The sequence below is a fragment of the Nonomuraea jabiensis genome (genome assembly GCF_014204795.1).
GTDB classification, from domain to species: Bacteria; Actinomycetota; Actinomycetes; order Streptosporangiales; family Streptosporangiaceae; genus Nonomuraea; species Nonomuraea jabiensis.
Map to the genome: position 1 here is coordinate 8,544,960 of NZ_JACHMB010000001.1, position 17,971 is coordinate 8,562,930.

The following is a 17,971-nucleotide window of genomic DNA, read 5'->3' on the forward strand; positions in this document are numbered from 1 at the left end:
CTCTCTACAGTGAGCCGCATTCACAGGGAGAGAGGGACGGTGTCATGACGAGGACTGTGCGGTTCCACGAGGTCGGCGGGCCCGAGGTGATGCGGCTGGAGGACGTGGAGCCGGGCGAGCCGGGGCCGGGCGAGGTGCGGATCCGGGTGGACGCGATCGGGGTCAACAGGGCGGAGGCGCTGTTCCGGAGCGGCCGGTACATCGAGCCGGTCAAGCGGTTCCCGGCCGGGCTCGGCTCCGAGGCCGCGGGCGTGATCGAGGCGGTCGGCCCGGGGGTGACCGGGTTCGAGGAGGGGCAGGCGGTCAGCGTCGTGCCCAACTTCTCCTACAACGACTACGGCATGTACGCCGAACGGGCGATCGCGCCGGCGAGCTCGCTCGTGCCGCGCCCCGACGGGGTGGACGCGGTCTCCGGCGCGGCGGTGTGGATGCCCTACCTGACGGCCTACGGCGCGATGGTGGAGGTCGGCGGGATGCGGGCGGGCGACGTGGCGGTGGTGAACGCGGCCTCCAGCAGCGTCGGCCTGGCCGCGATCCACACGGCCAACCGCCTGGGCGCCACGCCGATCGCCGTCACCCGCACCGATGCCAAGAGGCAGCGGCTGATCGAGGAGGGCGCGGCCGAGGTGATCGTCTCGGACGAGGAGGACGTGGCGGGCCGCATCCTGGCGCTGACCGGCGGCCGGGGCGCCGAGTACGTCTTCGACGCCGTCGCCGGACCGGGCGTGACGGAGCTGGCCAGAGCCGTGGCGGCGGACGGGACGCTGTTCCTGTGGGGCGCGCAGAGCGGGCAGCCGACGCCCTATCCGGGGTTCGACCTGGGCATGCCGGCGCTGAACCTGCGCACGTACACGGTGCATGAGATCACCAGGGATCCGCGGCGGATGTGCCGCGCCGCGGCGTTCGTCGCCTCGGGGCTGCGTACCGGGGCCTTCCGCGCGGTGGTGGACCGCCTGTTCCCGCTGGAGGAGATCGTTCAGGCGCACCGGCACATGGAGTCCAACACCCAGTTCGGCAAGATCGTCGTCACGACCTAGTTGCCGTCTGTACCTACTAGTATGTACGCTCGTGGTGTGGACATGAGGGAACAGCTGATCGAGAGCACCCGCGAGCTGCTGTGGGAGCGCGGATACGTGGGCACCTCGCCGAAGGCGATCCAGCAGCGGTCCGGGGCGGGCCAGGGCAGTATGTATCACCACTTCCGTGGCAAGCCCGACCTGGCGCTGGCCGCGATCACCCGCAGCGCCGAGGAGATGCGCGCCCGCGCGGAGGCGGAGCTGTCCGGGCCGGGCAGCCCGATCCGGCGGATCACCGCCTACCTGAGCCGGGAGCGCGACGCGCTGCGGGGCTGCCCGGTCGGCCGCCTGACCCAGGACCCGGACGTGATGGCCGATCCCGAGCTGCGCCGCCCGGTCGAGGAGACCTTCTCCTGGCTGCGGGCCCGGCTCGCCGCCGTCCTCGCCGAAGCACGGGCCGGGGGCGAGCTCGCCGCCGGGCCCGACCCGGCGGCCACCGCCACCGCGCTGGTCGCGGTGCTGCAGGGCGGATACGTGCTGGCCCGCGCCGCCGCCGACGCGGAGGTGTACGCGCAGGCCGTCGACGGCGCCCTCGGCCTGCTCGCCGGGCACGTCCGGTGAACGAAGGGAGCACCCCCATGAGCGCCATCAACCGCGAGCACCTGGTGACCGGCGACCTGACCGGCCGGCCCGGGCGGATCGACCGGGTGGAGACGCACCGGGTCACCCTGCCGCCGGGGGCGGCGAGCGGCCCGCACACCCACCCCGGCGGCGTCGCCGGTTACGTCACCGCCGGCCGGATCGTGTACGAGCTCGACGGGCACCCCGCCCAGGAGCTCCGCGCCGGGAGCGCCTTCTTCGAGCCCGCGGGCGCGACCGTCCGCCGCTTCGACAACCTCTCGGCCACCGAGCCGGCCACGTTCGTGGCCAGTTACCTGCTCACCGGCGACCAGCCGCTGATCGAATCGCTGTGAAAGAAGGAACCCATGCCCTTTGTCCGTATCGACGCCCTCCGCGCGGACCGGCAGCGGCTGGAGGCCCTGGGCCGGGCCGTGCACGACGCCCTCGTGGAGGCCATCGGCATCCCGAAGGACGACCTGTTCCAGGTGCTCACCAGCCATGACGGCACGCGGGGCACGTTCCGCTACGACGACGGCTACCTCGGCATCCACCGGGACGACGACCTCGTGTTCGTGGCCGTCACCATGCGCGCGGGACGCACCGCCGAGCAGAAGCAGGCCCTCTACCGCAGGATCGCCGAGCTGGCCGAGGAGTACGCGGGCACCGAGCCGCGCAACGTGTTCGTCACGGTCACCGAGAACTCGCTGCTCGACTGGTCGTTCGGCGAGGGCGTGGCGCAGTACGCCGGCAGCTGACTACAGCTCGCCGCGGTACCAGGCTTCGGTCTCGTCCGCCAGCGCGTTCTCGTCCGGCCGCGGGGGCCGGGCCCGCTCGGCCCAGTGGCGCAGCCCCCGCGCCACCTGGGTGGCGTGCTCCGGCCGCACGGATCCGTACACGGTGAAGTACGTGACGATCGGTCCGGCGGCGGGATCGCCGGCGTCGCAGCGGGCGCACAGGAGGACCTCGCTGACGCCCCGGACCTCGTTCCCCGCCGCGTTCGTCCAGGTGTGCGGCAGGCGCAGCACGGCGAGGACGCTGTCGGCGCGGCAGCGGGGGCAGGGCCGGTCGCCGGTCACGCTCCGCCGATCGCGTCCGCGCCGAGCAGCGCCTTGACGTCGCCGTAGAGCGCCGGTTCGGCGGTGACCCGGAACGGCTGGAGGTTCAGCAGCACGCTCCTGGCGCCGGGGCGGTGCAGGCGCACGTGTACGGGCGCGCGGCCGGGATGGGTGGTCAGGATGTGCTTGAACTCCTGGACGAGCCGTGGGCTCAGCTGGGTCTCCTGGATCGAGATCACCACGGGAGGCTCGGTGTCCGCCCGGGAGACGTCGAGGAGGGTGATCTCCTCGCCGTACACGCTCATCGTCTCGTCGCGGACGTTGATCCGGCCCCGCACGGAGATCACGCGGTCCTGGGCCAGCGCCTCGCCGTACAGCGTGTAGGTCTTGGGGAAGACGAGCACCTCCATGGCGGCGTCGTGGTCCTCGAGGGTGACGATCGCCCACGGGCTGCCCTGTTTGGTGACCTTGCGCTGCAGGCCCGAGATGATGCCGCTGATGCGGGTCGCCCCCTCCTGCCGCCCCGAGGCCAGCAGGTCGGCGAGGGTGGTGTCGCGGTGGGCGTCCAGGACGCGTTCGGCGCCGTCGAGCGGGTGGCTGGAGACGTACAGGCCGAGCATCTCGCGCTCGAAGGCCAGCAGGGTGACGCCGTCCCACTCGCCCTCGGGGATCGCGATGGAGAAGGCGTCGCTCTGGCTCGGCTCCCCGAACAGCGAGTCCTGGCCGCGGGCCTCGTTCCGCTTGACGTCGATGATCGCGTCCACGGCCTGTTCGTGGACGGCGACCAGGGCCTTGCGGTGATGCTCCAGGCTGTCGAACGCGCCGGCCTTGGCCAGCGACTCGATGACGCGCTTGTTGCACACGGCCGTCGGGACCTTGGCGAGGAAGTCGTTGAAGTCGGTGTAGGGGCCCTGGGCCTCGCGGGCGGCGACGATGGCGTCCACGACGCCGGCCCCGACGTTGCGTACGGCGCCCAGTCCGAAGCGGATGTCGGTCCCGACGGCGGCGAAGTCGAGCCGGCTGGCGTTGACGTCCGGGGGCAGCACTTTGATGCCCAGGCGGCGGCAGTCCGACAGATAGATGGCCATCTTGTCCTTGTCGTCGCCGACGGAGGTGAGCAGCGCGGCGAGGTACTCCTGGGGGTGGTTGGCCTTGAGGTAGGCGGTCCAGTAGGAGACCAGGCCGTACCCGGCGGTGTGGGACTTGTTGAAGCCGTAGCCGCTGAAGGGGACGAGGACATCCCAGACCGCCTTGATCGCCTCGGCGGAGAAGCCGCGCCCGCTCATGCCGGCGGAGAAGCGGTCCCATTCGGCGTCCAGGACCTCCTTCTTCTTCTTGCCCATGGCCCGGCGCAGCATGTCGGCGGCGCCGAGGGAGTAGCCGGCCAGCTGCTGCGCGATGGCCATGACCTGCTCCTGGAAGACCACCAGGTGGTAGGTGTCGCCCAGGATGGGCTCCAGCGCCTCCTCCAGCTCGGGGTGGATCGGCTCGACCGGCTGCTTGCCGGTCTTGCGCAGGGCGTAGTTGGTGTGGGCGTTCATCTCCATCGGCCCGGGCCGGTAGAGCGCGTTCACCGCGGCGATGTCGGTGAACGTGGTGGGCTGCATGAGCTTCAGCAGGACCCGCATGCCGCCGCCGTCCAGCTGGAACACCCCGAGCGTGTCGCCGCGCGCCAGCAGCCGGTACGTGGTGGCGTCGTCGAGCGGGATGTCGAGGATGTCGATGTCGACGCCCTTGTTGGCCCGGACGTTGGCGATCGCGTCGCCGATCACCGTGAGGTTGCGCAGGCCGAGGAAGTCCATCTTCAGCAGGCCCATGTCCTCGGCCTGGGTGAAGGGGAAGCCGGTCACGACCGGGCCGTCGGCCTTGGGCTTGACCAGCGGGATCACGTCGATCAGGGGCTCGCTGGACAGGATCACGCCCGCGGCGTGGATGCCGGTGCCGCGGGTGAGGCCCTCGATGCCGGCCGCGGTGTCGAGCACCCGTTTGACGTCGGGGTCCTGCTCGTACATCTGGCGCAGCTCGGCCGCCTCGCCGTGCCGGGGGTGGCCCTTGTCGTGGATGGCGGCCAGCGGGATCTCCTTGCCGCCGACCGCCGCCGGGAACGCCTTGGTGATGCGGTCGCCCAAGGCGTACGGCAGGCCCAGCACGCGGCAGGAGTCCTTGACGGCGGCCTTGGCCTTGATGGTGCCGAAGGTGACGATCTGGCAGACGCGGTCGTCGCCGTACTTGCGGGTGACGTAGTCGATCATCTCGTCGCGCCGCCGGTCGTCGAAGTCGAGGTCGACGTCCGGCATGGAGATGCGCTCGGGGTTGAGGAAGCGTTCGAAGATCAGTTTGTGCTCGATCGGGTCGAGCTGGGTGATCCCCGTGCAGTACGCCACGATCGACCCGGTGGCCGAGCCGCGCCCGGGGCCCAGGCCGATGCCGCGCTCCCGGGCATGGCGGCAGATGTCGGCCACCACCAGGAAGTAGCCGGGGAATCCCATGGCCTCGATGACCGACAGCTCGTAGTCGATGCGGTCGAGCACCTCCTGCGACGGCCGGCCGTAGCGGCGGCGGGCGCCCTCGAGGGTCTCCTTGCGCAGCCAGCTGGCCTCGCTCTCGCCCTCGGGCACGGGGAAGCGCGGCGTCAGGTCCCGGTGGGCGAACACCTCGCCGTAGTCGCCGACCCGCTCGGCGATCAGCAGCGTGTTGTCGCAGGCCCCCGGCACCTCGGCGTCCCACAGCGCGCGCATCTCGGCGGCGGACTTGACGTAGTAGCCGCTGCCGCCGAACCGGAACCGGTCGGCGTCGGCCAGCCGCTTGCCGGTGCCCACGCACAGCAGCGCGTCGTGCGCCGGGGCCTGGCTCTCGGTGACGTAGTGCGAGTCGTTGGTGGCCAGGGGCGGCAGGCCGAGCTCCTTGCCGAGCTTGAGCAGCTCGTCGCGGACCCGGCGCTCGATGGGCAGGCCGTGATCCATCAGCTCCAGGAAATAGTTGTCCCTGCCGAAGATGTCGCGGTAGCGGGCGGCGGCCTCGACGGCCTGGGCGTACTGGCCGAGTCGCAGCCTGGTCTGCACCTCGCCGGACGGGCAGCCGGTCGTGGCGACGATGCCCTGACCGTACTCGGCCAGCAATTCATCATCCATGCGCGGATATTTCTGGACATGGCCTTCCAGCCAGGCCCGGGACTGCAGCCGGAACAGGTTCCGCAGGCCCTGCGCCCCCGTCGCCCACATCGTCATGTGCGTGTACAGGCCGCGCCCGGAGACGTCGCCGCCCTCGCCGGTCTCGTCGTTGGAGCGGCGCAGCGCGAGGTTGTCGCTGTAGTACACCGGCTGCCGGTGGCGCCGCGAGAGCGGGGCGACGTAGCTCTCGATGCCGATGATCGGTTTGATCCCCGCCTTGCGCGCGGCCTGGTAGAACTCGTACGCGCCGTGCACGTTCCCGTGGTCGCTCATCGCCACCGCCGGCATCCCCTGCCGGGCGACCTCATCCATCAACAGCCCGACCTTGGCCGCGCCGTCCAGCATGCTGTATTCCGTATGCACATGGAGATGCACGAAAGATCCCACCGAGACCACGCCCCCTGGTTGTAGGCTCACCCGCGAACCCGAGCATTCGACCCGAGAGCAGGCCCGGTTGTCCAACAAGCGACACACCGAAGAACCACAACCAGCAGTGGTCGATGAGGCGGCGTACGACCTGGACCTCGCCACCGTCCGCGCCTTCGTCGTCATCACCGAGGACCGCTACTTCAGCGAGGCCGCCGCCAGGCTGGGCATCAGCCAGCAGGCCGTCTCCAAGCGGATCGCCAAGCTCGAGGCCGACCTCGGCGTACGGCTGTTCTCCCGCACCCGCACGGGGGCCGACCTCACCGAGGACGGCAAGGCGTTCCTGCATCACGCCCGCGCCCTCGTCGGCATCGCCGACCAGGCACGCGAAGTCCTGCGCGGCCGGAACCGCTCGCTGCGGGTCGACGTCATGGACACCCGGATGCACTCCAGCGACCTGATCCGCAAGTTCCACGAGACCGTCGAGAACGCGGACGTCGAGGTCATCACCTCCAACGGGCTCAGATCGGCACGCGGCGCGCTCGCCCGCGGGGCCGTCGACGCCGCCTTCGCCCGCGTCAGCGGGACGCTGGAGGACGACCTCCGGCACGTGCCGGCCTACCTCGACCCCGTGCACCTGCTGGTCGGCCGCGACCATCCGCTCGCCGGCCTGCGGGAGGTGGAGGTCGAACGCCTGTCCGGGGTGACCGTGTGGATGCCCGGCAACGTCCCGGGCAGCGAGTGGGCCGAGTTCTACGGTTTCCTGAGCGCCGCGTTCGACATCCCGCTCGACACGGCGGGGCCGGATTTCGGGTGGGAGTATTTCACCGAGGAGATCGCCTCCGGGGGACGCGTCGGGTTCGTCGGGGGGCGGCTGCGGATGCCCTGGCACCCGGGCACCGTCCAGGTCCCGGTCGTGGCGCCCGCCCCTGTGTACCCGTGCTCGCTGATCTTCCACCGGCACAGCCATCACCCGGTGCTGGCGCGGCTCGTGCGGTATGTCACGGACAACTACCAGCCGTTCGACCCGCGCCGCCAATGGCTCCCGGACCCCGACCGCGCGGCCTTCACCACGGCCGCCGGCCGCTGAGGGGAGCGCCTCGCCGTCCCAGCACGACCGCCGGGGTCACGGTGCTGCTCGGCGGGCTCAAGGCGGCCCTGAGTGCGGATCGCGGGTGTCGCCGCCGTGCGGGTGCGCGACGTCCGGCGCCTGACCCACACCTGCGAGTGCCCGCCCGAGCCGTGCCCGGTCGGGTGGGGCGGGCACGGTGAGGGGTCAGTGGCGTGTCGTGAGGGCGAAGAGCTTGACGTTGGGCGTCGCCGCGCTGGTGAACGAGACCGCCTCCCGGGCCGGGTCCGCCGGCACGGACACCCGCCAGATGCTCACCCTGCGCCCGTCGGCGGTGTTGTTGACGTTGTACCGGGTGTCGGCCGTGATCGCCGCCTCCTCGCCGAAGTGCGGTGACGCGCTCGCCCAGTCGGTCACCTTCAGCGGGGCCGTGGCGGTCGTGCCGTCCGCGTAGGTGATCGTGAGCTCGGTCTGCTGGTCCCCGTTCACGGCCGTGACCAGCAGGTCGAGGGCCTGGTAGCGGCCCGGCGTGAGGTAGGTGCGCTGGCCGCGCAGGCTGTGGAAGTTGCCCGCCGTGCCCCTGGTCTCCGGGATCAGGTAGGCGCCGCCCGACACGGTGCGCAGGCCCGGCTCGGGCAGCTGCTCGGCCGGGAAGCTCCAGCCCTTGCCGTCCAGGTTGCCCTGGGGCTTGGCGTCCGTGGTGGCCACGCCGTCCACGTCGTACTGGAGCCTCTGGGCGCAGGAGGAGCCGGACGGCTCGCACGCGGCGGGCAGGTTCGGGATCGGGGCGCCGGCGGCGGGGACGCGGTCGACGGGGAGGTCGCCGGGCGCGGTCGCCCACGAGGTGTCGGGGGTGGCGCCGACGGTGACCACGACGTCGCCGCCCTGGTTCAGCAGGGACTCGGGCAGCCAGGAGCGCGTGTACGCCCGGCCGTTGACCCGCACGTCCTGGACATAGACGGCGTCGGGGCCGGCCTGCGGGGCGCTCACCGTGATCGTGCGGCCGTTGCCGCGCTTGATCCACGCCTTCGGGAACATGGGGCTGGACAGCAGCATCTCGGCCCGGCTCGGCGTCTGGGGGTACATGCCGAGCGCGGCGAAGACGTACCAGGCGGACATGGTGCCGAGGTCGTCGTTGCCGGGCAGCCCGCCGGGGCCGGTCCGGTACACCAGGGACGCCATCGCGCGCACCGTCTCCTGGGTCTTCCACGGCCGGCCGAGCGCGTTGTAGAGCCACGGGACGTGGATGCCGGGCTCGTTCGTCGGGTCGTAGCGGAAGCCGTCGCCGCCGGTCGCCCACGAGCCGTCGGCGCGGTGGAAGAACGTGTCGAGCCGCTTGGCCGCCTGCTCCCGGCCGCCCATGGCGGCGGCCAGCCCCGAGACGTCGTGCTGGACCATCCAGGTGTAGGTGGCGCTGGTGCCCTGCGCGAAACCGGCGTCGGAGGTCGCCGAGAACGGCCACAGCCAGGTGCCGTCGGCCTTGCGCGCCTGCTGGTAACCGCCCTCCGGCCCGGCCGACGGGTTGAACGTGTTACGCCACCAGCTCGCCCGCGGCATCAGCAGGTCACGCTCGGCGGTGCGGCCGAGCCGGCCCGCCCAGTCCGCGAGCGCGAAGTCGGCGGTCGCGTCCTCCAGCGTCTCCGCCGCGCCGCCCCAGCAGTGGCAGGTGTCCTGGGGCGCGTAGCCGAGCCGCAGGTATTCGGCCAGGTTCGGGCGCTGGCCCTCGCACTGCCCCGGGCACCCCTTGTCCGACAGGCCGGACGGGTGCGGCACGGTCGCCTGCGCGAGCAGGGAGTCGAAGGCGCCGCGCACGTCGAAGTTGCGCACGCCGAGCGCGTAGAAGCCGGCGAGCGCGGGGGCCGACGGGTCGCCGGTCATCACGTGGGTGGGGCCGTTGACGTGCACCCAGCGGTCCCAGACGCCGCCGTTCTGCCGCGCCAGGTTGTACAGGGACTGGGCGTAGTCGCCGGCGACCCGCGGTTCGAGCAGGGCCAGGAGCTGGGTGTGCGCGCGGTACTGGTCCCAGCCGGAGAAGTTGCCGTACTGGACGCCCTGCCCGCGGGCCAGCCGGTGCACCTTTCCGTCGCTGCCGAGGTAGGTGCCCGCGACGTCGCTGGTCACGTTGGGCTGCAGGTAGGCGTGGTACATCGCCGTGTAGAACGTGGTCAGCAGGTCCGCCGAGCCGCCGGCCACCTCGACCGAGCGCAGCCGCTCGTTCCAGGCGCGGGTGGCGCGGGCGGCCACGGACGCGACGTCGTCCCGCCCGGAGATCTCCTCGGCCAGGTTCTGCCTGGCCGCCGCCAGGCTGGTGTAGGAGATGCCGACCTTCATGCGGACGTCGGTGCCGTCGAAGGTGACGTACCCGCCGGAGCCGCGGCCCGCGCGGTCGGCGCCCGTGGCGTAGCCCTCGCCGCCGCTCGCCGTCGTCGTGCCGGGGCGCAGCTCGCCGTTGACCCAGGTGCCGGTGGCGGCGAAGGCGCGGTCGAAGGAGGCGGCGAAGTGCAGCCGGTAGTAGCTCTTGCGGTTGTTGACGCCGCCGTTGGCGCGGCGGCCGCAGAACGCGCCGGTCAGCACCGAGCCGGTGACCGTACGGGTGGCCGGGTCGATGGCGATCTCGGCGTCCTCGCTGCCGTTGAGCGAGTTGGACACCCGGAACAGCAGGCTGGCCGGCGAGCCCTCCGGGAAGGTGAACTGGCCCACGCCCGCGCGGGTCGTGACCGCGAGGTCGGTCCTGACGCCGGAGTCCAGCGTGACCGTGTACCGGCCGGGCCGCGCGCTCTCCTTGTCGTGGCTGAACGTGCTCGCGTAGATCGCGTCGGTGGTGTCCGCGGTCGGCGAGGAGGTGACCTGTCCGGCGAACGGCATGATCGGAACGTCACCGGCGGCACCCGGATGGCAGCCCGCCCCGTTGACGTGCGTGAGCGCGAAGCCCCGCACGCGGGGCGTGTTGTAGGAGTAGCCGTTGGCGCCCGCGGCGTTGGTCTGGTCGCCCGCCGTGTTGGTCGGGCTCCACGAGATCATCCCGAACGGCAGGACGGCGCCGGGATAGGTGTTGCCGCCGTTGGCCGATCCGATCAGCGGGTCGACGTGGCGTACCGGATCGGTGACCTTGGCGGGGGAGTGGGCTGCGGCTGCCGGGACGGCGACGGCCGTGCCGAGCACCGTGCCGATGATCGCGGCGGCGAGCCACGAGCGGGGAGAGAACACGTCGTGATCACACCGGCTCACATTAACTGAGCCATGAACACGTACGTAAGACCAAAAGTCCGGAAGTGGTCAGTATCCCCTCACCTGAGGCCAGGCCAGCTCGAACCCGTCGGCGACCAGCTCGGCCTGGAACCGTTCGAGAGCGGCGGGATCCTCGTGGACCTGCGCCGGTTCGAGCCGGTTGTCCAGGCAGTGCGCCGCCAGCGCGCCGGCCGCCTCGCCGGCGTTCCACTCCACCGGGTGCAGGCGGTAGCAGCCGTTGGTGATGTGGGTGGTGCCGAGGTTCTTCCCGGCGGCCAGCACGTTGCGCACGCGGACCGGCAGCAGCGCGCCCAGGGGGATCTGGAACGGGCAGCTCGCCACGTCGATGTAGTTGTCGCCGCCGGTGGAGGGGTGCAGGTCGATGCGGTACATCCCGACGCCCACGGTGTCGTGGTAGGCGACCGCGCCGTGCTCGCCGCGCACCGCCAGCGACAGGTCGTGCTCCACGATCGTGCGGCGGGCGCGGATGCGCCGCGACTCGCGGATGTAGGGGCTCTTGGCCAGGCCGTCGGCGGTGCCCATGACGTCGGGGCGCAGCCGCAGCCCCGGCCAGCCGGTGCCGCCGTCGGGCCGCGGCGCCTCGGTCTGCAGCCAGTACAGCATGCTGAGCGCCTGGTCCCGCGCGCCCTGGAGATGCCGGGCCCGCTCGTCCTCGGTGACGCCGATCAGCGGTCCGGGGAGGTAGTCGATCTGCGGCCAGTTGACGACGACGACGTCGCTGACCGCGAACCCGGGCTCGAACACCTCGCGGCACAGGATGCGCCGGAACACCCACAGATCCGTGTCGCCCGGGTCGCGGCTCTGGTCCGCGACGACCGGCTCCGACGAGGCGTGCGGCACGAACACGCGCGGCTTCGGCTCCAGCGTGCGCGGGTCGGGCGCGACGAGGCTGAGCAGCCGGTCCGGCCAGAACGGCGGCCGGTAGTCGCGCCAGAAGGCGTAGTCCTTGGGCCGGTCGACGGTGTGGTCCTCGCCGGCGCGGTGCTCGACGGCGAAGACCCAGGAGAACGCCTGCATGTTGCCCGGCTGGGCCTGCGCGGGGGCGCTGGGCTCGCCGGTCTCCGCGGCCGACTCGAAGCCGGTGACGTGCTCGATCCCCGCCAGGGGCAGCAGGTCACCCAGCTCGGTGGCGTCGAGCACGTACGCCGCGCGCACGTGGAACGGTTCGCCGTCCGGGCCGGCGAAGGTCACCCCGGTCACCCGGTCGCCGTCCACGTCGGCGGCCACCGGCCGGTGCAGGTAGCGGATCGTCAGCCGCCCGGCGGACAGGTACGGGCCGACCATGCCGGCCAGCACCGCGGCGGCCACCCGCGGCTCGCAGCAGAGCCTGCTGACCGTGCCGCGCCCCGGGTTGAGGTCGGTCGCCTCCCGGGACTCCCGGGTCAGCGGGTACCAGGTGCGGTAATGGTCGCGGATGGCCGTGCGCAACCTGCGGTAGGAGCGGGTCGCGCCGAACTGCTCGATCCACGGATGCTCGTCCGGCGGCACGCCCTGGCTGGTGAGCTGCCCGCCCAGCCAGTCGGTCTCCTCGGTGAGCACGACGGTCCGGCCGCGCCGCAGCGCCGCCAGCGCCGCGGCGACCCCGCCCATCCCGCCCCCGACCACCAGGACGTCCGCCTCGGCGCCGCTCAAATCACATCACCCTTCTCGAAGAAGTCGACCTCGCCGCGTTCCATGAGGACGATGAGGCTCAGCAGTGCCCCCCAGGTCTGGAACGGCTCGCTGTTGGGCTTGTCGCAGGCGCCGCCGTGGACGCTGGAGTAGTTCTCGTGGACGTGGCGGTGCTCGTTCCATTCCTTCAGCACGAGCCGGGAGCTGCCTTCGGCGAGCCACGCGGCCGCGGGCCGTTCCCCGGCGCGCAGCAGCCCCAGGTAGACGAGGAAGTTCACCGGCGGCCACGCCCGTCCCGCCCAGTAGCTGCCTTCGCCGACGTCCACGGGCTCGTCGCGGGGCGAGGTGGGCAGCAGCCATTCGCCGCCGAAGCCGTCGTCGGTCATCAGGAGCCCGGACACCATGCGCCGGGTCCGTTCCCCCGCGCCGACGCCGGCCAGCAGGGGATAGAAGCTCATCGTGGACAGCCGCTCGGTCGGCAGCCCGGTGTCGGTGCGCCTGCTGCGGTAGACGCCGCTCGGCTCGTCCCACAGGGACTCCATCGCCGCCACGACGACCGCGTGCCGCTCGCGCAGCTCCGCCGCGGCCTGCCGGTCGCCGAGGGCGTCGGCGAGGTCGGCCAGCGCCTCGCAGTCGGCCGCGTACAGGCTGTTCAGCCCCACGTCGTGAGCGGCGAGCAGGCTCTTGGCCTGGTCGAAGGGCACGTCCTCGAAGACCGGGTGGTTGTCCCAGCCGGTCTCGCAGGTCGCGCCGAAGTGCTGGTGGATGCGGGGGATGTCCTGCGGTGAGGGGAACTCGGGGTCGAAGTACGTCGAGCCGGCGCACAGCAGGTCACCGTCCCGGCGCACCCGCCACCACCAGCGGTTCCAGGACAGCAGCGGCTCGAAGCACTCCTCCAGGAACCACCGGTCGCCGAACCGGCGATAGAGCTCCCGGACCACCAGCGAGCCCACCGGCGGCTGGGAGCCGTCGTGGGTCTTGCGGCCGGTGCCCTGCTCGACGTTGGGGACGAAGCCCTCCGGGGTCAGGGCCCGCAGCATCTCGACGGTGTTGACGTAGGCGAGCTCCTTGCTCGACACGGCCGCCAGCAGCGCGTTGAAGAAGGCGTCCCAGCAGAACAGGGCGTAGCCGCCGCGCTTGCCCACGTTCCAGAGCCGGCTGACGGTCGTGATCACGCGGGAGCGCGCCGGTTCGTAGATGGTGTTCCAGGAGATGGCGTCCCTGACGATCTCGCGGTGCTGCGCCAGGGGGTCGGTGCCGGCCGCCCCGATCGCGGCCGAGGCGCCGGCGACGATCCGCGCGATCTCCGGCAGGTCGCGGGCGCGGCCGGTGCTGATCCCGACCGCGCCGGTCAGCTCCATCGCCAGGTACGGCCCGTCCACGTCGGTGTAGGGGTCCTCGACGTGCGGGGCCGTGCAGAAGACCTGGACGGCCCCGCCGGGCCCCTCGGCGGTGATCCGGCCGCCCGCGCGGGTGACGGAGCCGGGCCGGTTCCACAGATAGGCGACGCCGACGGTCAGCAGCGCGCTCTTGCGCTGGTTGGCGGTGGGCGTCACGAGCACGACCAGGTCGTCGCCCGCGTGCGCGGTCTGCACCCGGATCGTGATGCCCGCCCACGTCACGGTCGTCTCGGTGTAGCCGCCGTCGTAGGCGTGCCGGCCCAGGGTGACCGTCTCCGCGCCCTCGGTGCGGCGGCCGATCTGGGCGGCACGCAGCGACGTGCCCCGGTAGTACTCCTTCAGGCCGAGGGACAGGCCCAGCGCGTCGGGGAGGAGCACCTGGGTGAGCACGCTGCGCGTGTCCCAGGTGTTCCACCCTCGGGCGAGCGAGGCCTGCACATGGGCGTAGTTCGTCATGTGTTCCTTCGGGTGGGAATCCATACGCGCATGGCGTGCGGGCCGCGGTTGGCCCAGGCGTAGTAGGGGATCAGCGTGAGTTCCGCAGGCCGCGCCGCCGGGGCCGGCTGCCCAAGGGGCCGGTAGGGGGACTCGGCGGGCCCGCTTTCGAGCACGCCATCGGCTCGGAGCACGGTCACGCCGTCGAGGAGGTCCGGCCGGTGCTCGGGCCGGGGCGGCGTGGCGGTGTCGATGCGCAGGTCCTCCAGGACGACGCCGGACGGCTGGTCGGGCTGCTCGATCGCGTAGACCAGCGGTCCACGGGTGACGGCGACGCACCCCCGGGTGGCGTCCATGCGGTCGTCGGCCACCATGAACCGGGCGGGCATGGGCATCGCCAGCACCACCCGATCGCCGGGCCGGAACACCCTGCGGACGCGGGCGTAACCGCCGCACTCCACCGGCTTGCCGTCCACGGTGGCGCCCTCGGCCCAGTCCGGTACGCGCAGCGCCAGCTCCATCTCGCGCGACGGCGCCTCGCGCACGGTCACCGTGACCAGGCCGTCCCACGGATACTCGGTGTCGACGTCCACGGCGAGCCCACCCGAGGCCAGCGCGCTCCGGGCGTACAGGTGCACCTGGAGGCCGTCCTGCGTGCCGGTCGCCAGGTACGTGGGCAGGGCGGCCAGCGTACGCATGACGTTGGGCGGGCAGCACGCGCAGTTGAACCAGGGACGGCGGCCGTGCGCCGGCGAGCGCTGCACGTCTGCCCGCGCGCCGGTCCGCCGGTGCAGCGTGTTGACGTAGAAGTAGTCCGCCTCGGCCAGCGACACCGCGGGCAGGACGGCGTTGTACAGCAGCAGCTCGATCTGGTCGGCGTAGACGGACTCGCCCGTGGCCAGCAGCAGCCGCCACGCCCACTGCATCGCCCCGATCCCGGCGCAGGTCTCCGCGTACGCCCGGTCGGGCGGCAGCTCGTACGCCTCGCCGAACGCCTCGCCGTCCCAGCGTGCGCCGACGGCGCCGGTGACGTGCTGCTTGCGGCGGCGCATCACGTCGTACTGCCGGCGCATCACGGCCAGCAGCTCGGTGTCGCCGGTCTCGATGGCGACGTCGGTGGCGCCCGCCGCAAAGTAGACGGCGCGCACGGCGTGCCCCTCCACCGTCTCCGCCTCGCGCACGGGCAGCCGGTCGGAGTAGTGGGCGGGGTCGCCGTAGTGCGAGGGGTCGAAGCCCGGTTTGGCGGCCCGGCCGTGCCCGCGGGCCTCGACGAAGTGGCGAGCCAGGTCCAGGTACCGTCGCTCACCCGTCTGCCGGTACAGCTCGACGAGCGCCATCTCCACCACGGGATGGCCGTCCAGCTCCTCGCGCAGGCCGGGGCCGAACGTGCCGGCGAGATGGTCGGCCAGCCGGGTGGCGACCCGCAGCAGCTCCGTCTCGCCGGTCGCCCGGGCCGCCGCCACGGCCGCCTGCATCAGGTGGCCGGCGCAGTAGTGCTCGTGGCTCGTCCACAGCCGCGCGTACGGCTCCTCGCCGCGGACCTGGATGGCGGAGTTGAGGTACCCGTCCTCTCGCTGCGCGGTCGCGATCGTCCGGCCGAGCGTCCGCAGGCGGTCCAGGAGCGCCTCGTCGGGGCTGCGCGCGTACTCCCAGGCGACCGCCTCCAGCCATTTGTAGACGTCGGAGTCGCGGAAGCTCGCACCCTGGGCTTCACCGGCGGCCTCACCCGCGGCGATGCGGAGATTGCCGATGTTGCCCGCTTCGACCAGCCGTTCGTGTCCGAGGGGGATCGCGGCCCGGTTGGCCTCCAGCCGGCGGGCCCAGAACCCGCCGGTCACCTGGCTTGCCGGGAGCGGCCGCAGGACCACCGCGGCGGCCGGACTCGGGACGGCCGTCATAGGGGCGCCTGCCGCCGGAACCGGACGGCGTCGGCGATGACGTAGCCGTCGGCCGCGTCGCTGAGCTCGACGTATCCGGCGAGGCCGGCCTTGAAGGAGAAGGTGCCCAAGGACGTCCACTCGCCGGTGCGGGGGTCCGGCACGCCGCGGTTTTGCTGGTTGACGGTCACCGAGGTGGTGCCCGCGGCGTGGTGGACGACGTACGTGGCGTTGGTCGCCCGGTTGGGGTCGGCCGTGTAGGAGACGAGAACCTCGTACCGGTCGTCGCCCGGGAGCGCCGGCCGCCACCGCGCCACGTTCGCGCCGGTGCCCTTGGCGTGCGTCACGTAGTTGAACCCGTAATAGCCGGGGACGCTTCTGCCGCTCGGCCAGGTGCCGGTGACCTCGAAGCCGAGCCCGCCGTTGTCGACGGTGACCTCGTCGCGGACGTCCGGCGAGGCGGACGCCCGGACGAGGCTGAGCTGGTCGAGCGAGAGGGTCGTGCCGCCGCCCCGGCCGGGGCCGGCCAGCGTGAAGCGGATGGTGTGCCGGCCGGGCCGCAACGACATCCGGCCCAGCAGCGCGACGTCGTAGCCGTCGCCGCGGTAGGCCGTCAGGTCCAGCGTGGACGTGCGTGGCTTCTTCCCGTCCACGGTCACCGTCATGAGTCCACCGCCCGCTGACCGGTAGTAGCGCAGCCATAATTCGTGCGTACCGTCGTGGGCGACGGTGAAGGGATACTCGATGTAGTCGCCGGTCGCGGCGGGGACGAAGAGCGCGCGGGCGCCGCCGCGCGCGGTGGCCTCGAGCACCACCGACACCTGCCCGCCTGACCGGCGGGCGCGCACCGCGGGGACACCCAGGTCGTGCGTGCTCTCGGTCAGCTTGGGGCCGGTGGCCAGGCTGTCGCGGCCCCGCGTCAGCCACTCCAGGTTGAAGCGGGCGGCGGCCACGCGGCGCGGGGTGCCGTCGAGGTCGCCGTCGCAGCCGTACAGGAGCACGATGGTGCCGTCGGACAGGGACGCCAGGTCCGAGTAGTACCCCCGGCCCGGGTTGATCGACCGGCTGTACCTGAAGGAGTGGCCTTCGTCGTAGCTCACCGCGACGGTCATGTTCCAGCGCATCGGCGCGTCCGGCCGGCTGAACAGCACGCGGTTGACGTCCTGGCTGCCCGGCCCGCCCGTGTGGCGGACGAAGCCGGTGTCGACGCCGTTGAAGAGGCCGGGGCTGAAGTCCATCCTGGGCGGCGACCAGGTCAGGCCGCCGTCACCGCTGACCGCGATGTCCCGGGGCCAGTCGTTGCCCGAACCGGGCCGGCTGCTCATCACCACCGTGCCGTCGTCGCGCTGCACCAGCCGGGCCTCCCCGACGACGGGGTAGCCCTCGCCCATCGGCACCTCGCCGCCGGACTGCCAGGTGCGGCCGTGGTCGTCGCTGTAGACGGTCGAGACGCCGTAGTGGCGCTCCGCCGTGGGGACGCCCGTGATGATGGTCCGGTGCGAGACCGTCAGGAGCAGCCGGCCCGAGTCGAGCTGGATGCCGTGACCCGGCCCCGGACCGTGCATCGCCCAGTCGTACGTGAAGTGGTCGAAGAGGCTGGTCAGCTCGCGCCGCTCGCTCCAGGTGGCGCCGCCGTCCGTGCTGGAGATGACGTAGAAGGTGCTGGAGTCGGCGGAGCAGCTGGTGTTCTCCGGCAGCCGCACGCAGAGCCCGTGGAAGAGGAAGACCTCGCCCGTCACCCGGTCCACCACGAAGGTGGGGTTGGACCAGCACTGGCCCTCATCGGCGAGCGCCACCGCCTGGGACGGGCTCCAGGTCTGTCCCTTGTCGGTGCTGCGGCGGACGAGCAGGTCGTGCGGTCCGGCGTCGCAGTTCTCGTGCCGGCCCTCGGTGCAGGCCAGGATCGTGTCGTCGGGCAGTACGGCCAGGCCGTACACGTGATAGCTGGCCAGCGGATCCACGGCGGAGTCCCACAAGGTGGCCTCCGCGAAGAACGGCTCGGCCGCGGCCGGCGCGGCCGCGGCGGGGGAGGGCAGGGCGGCCGCGGCGGCGCCTGCGGCGAGCCCGAGGGCGAAGGCCCGCCGGCTGATGGGCATGGTCAT

12 protein-coding genes are annotated in these 17,971 nt (G+C 72.4%); 5 read left to right on the forward strand and 7 right to left on the reverse strand.

The genetic code is table 11. The annotated features are described in order from the left end of the window. Positions 1-44: 44 nt before the first annotated feature. The 4 genes from HD596_RS38965 to HD596_RS38980 are packed head-to-tail and all read left to right on the forward strand — an operon-like array spanning position 45 to position 2,392. The gene (locus HD596_RS38965) at positions 45-1,037 is read left to right on the forward strand and encodes a zinc-dependent alcohol dehydrogenase family protein (RefSeq protein ID WP_185074466.1); all 993 of its coding nucleotides are present in this window, start codon (positions 45-47) and stop codon (positions 1,035-1,037) included. Between the two features lie 42 nt (positions 1,038-1,079). Then, positions 1,080-1,637 carry a TetR/AcrR family transcriptional regulator gene (locus HD596_RS38970; protein WP_246555160.1) on the forward strand — a complete coding sequence of 186 codons (558 nt, stop codon included), beginning with the start codon at positions 1,080-1,082 and terminating at the stop codon, positions 1,635-1,637. A gap of 17 nt (positions 1,638-1,654) precedes the next feature. After that, positions 1,655-1,990: a cupin domain-containing protein gene (locus HD596_RS38975; RefSeq protein ID WP_185074468.1), complete on the forward strand. Its 336-nt coding sequence runs from the start codon at positions 1,655-1,657 to the stop codon at positions 1,988-1,990. A gap of 12 nt (positions 1,991-2,002) precedes the next feature. Continuing rightward, a complete protein-coding gene (locus tag HD596_RS38980; protein ID WP_185074469.1) occupies positions 2,003-2,392 on the forward strand; it encodes a tautomerase family protein in 390 nt (129 codons plus the stop codon). Here the strand turns inward: HD596_RS38980 and HD596_RS38985 are convergent, their stop codons facing one another. Both HD596_RS38985 and dnaE read right to left on the reverse strand, forming a co-directional pair. Next, a complete protein-coding gene (locus tag HD596_RS38985; protein WP_185074470.1) occupies positions 2,393-2,713 on the reverse strand; it encodes a DUF6300 family protein in 321 nt (106 codons plus the stop codon). It abuts the gene before it with no gap. Further along, positions 2,710-6,258: a DNA polymerase III subunit alpha gene (dnaE, locus tag HD596_RS38990; RefSeq protein ID WP_376776160.1), complete on the reverse strand. Its 3,549-nt coding sequence runs from the start codon at positions 6,256-6,258 to the stop codon at positions 2,710-2,712. The genes HD596_RS38985 and dnaE overlap by 4 nt, the downstream gene beginning before the upstream one ends. Positions 6,259-6,316: 58 nt before the next feature. Between dnaE and HD596_RS38995 the strand changes: the two genes are divergently transcribed. After that, positions 6,317-7,318, forward strand: coding sequence for a LysR family transcriptional regulator (locus HD596_RS38995; protein WP_185079473.1), 1,002 nt, complete (start codon positions 6,317-6,319; stop codon positions 7,316-7,318). A 186-nt stretch (positions 7,319-7,504) separates the two neighbouring features. Here the strand turns inward: HD596_RS38995 and HD596_RS39000 are convergent, their stop codons facing one another. From HD596_RS39000 to HD596_RS39020, 5 genes are all read right to left on the reverse strand, one after another. After that, positions 7,505-10,504 (reverse strand): GH92 family glycosyl hydrolase, encoded by a 3,000-nt coding sequence (locus HD596_RS39000; protein WP_313046063.1) that lies wholly within the window; start codon positions 10,502-10,504, stop codon positions 7,505-7,507. Positions 10,505-10,573: 69 nt separating this feature from the next. Continuing rightward, on the reverse strand, positions 10,574-12,178 hold the full coding sequence (locus tag HD596_RS39005) for an FAD-dependent oxidoreductase (protein ID WP_185074472.1): 1,605 nt from the start codon (positions 12,176-12,178) through the stop codon (positions 10,574-10,576). After that, positions 12,175-14,013 (reverse strand): MGH1-like glycoside hydrolase domain-containing protein, encoded by a 1,839-nt coding sequence (locus HD596_RS39010; RefSeq protein WP_185074473.1) that lies wholly within the window; start codon positions 14,011-14,013, stop codon positions 12,175-12,177. The genes HD596_RS39005 and HD596_RS39010 overlap by 4 nt, the downstream gene beginning before the upstream one ends. Then, positions 14,010-15,890 (reverse strand): glycoside hydrolase family 127 protein, encoded by a 1,881-nt coding sequence (locus HD596_RS39015; protein WP_185074474.1) that lies wholly within the window; start codon positions 15,888-15,890, stop codon positions 14,010-14,012. The genes HD596_RS39010 and HD596_RS39015 overlap by 4 nt, the downstream gene beginning before the upstream one ends. After that, a complete protein-coding gene (locus HD596_RS39020; RefSeq protein ID WP_185074475.1) occupies positions 15,887-17,971 on the reverse strand; it encodes a golvesin C-terminal-like domain-containing protein in 2,085 nt (694 codons plus the stop codon). The genes HD596_RS39015 and HD596_RS39020 overlap by 4 nt, the downstream gene beginning before the upstream one ends.

Excerpts from the sequence above, each read along its gene's own strand:
- HD596_RS38965 (WP_185074466.1), top strand. The coding sequence starts at position 45 with ATGACGAGGACTGTGCGGTTCCACGAGGTCGGCGGGCCCGAGGTGATG.
- HD596_RS38970 (WP_246555160.1), top strand. The coding sequence starts at position 1,080 with ATGAGGGAACAGCTGATCGAGAGCACCCGCGAGCTGCTGTGGGAGCGC.
- HD596_RS38975 (WP_185074468.1), top strand. The coding sequence starts at position 1,655 with ATGAGCGCCATCAACCGCGAGCACCTGGTGACCGGCGACCTGACCGGC.
- HD596_RS38980 (WP_185074469.1), top strand. The coding sequence starts at position 2,003 with ATGCCCTTTGTCCGTATCGACGCCCTCCGCGCGGACCGGCAGCGGCTG.
- HD596_RS39010 (WP_185074473.1), bottom strand. The coding sequence starts at position 14,013 with ATGACGAACTACGCCCATGTGCAGGCCTCGCTCGCCCGAGGGTGGAAC.
- HD596_RS39015 (WP_185074474.1), bottom strand. The coding sequence starts at position 15,890 with ATGACGGCCGTCCCGAGTCCGGCCGCCGCGGTGGTCCTGCGGCCGCTC.
- HD596_RS39020 (WP_185074475.1), bottom strand. The coding sequence starts at position 17,971 with ATGACCATGCCCATCAGCCGGCGGGCCTTCGCCCTCGGGCTCGCCGCA.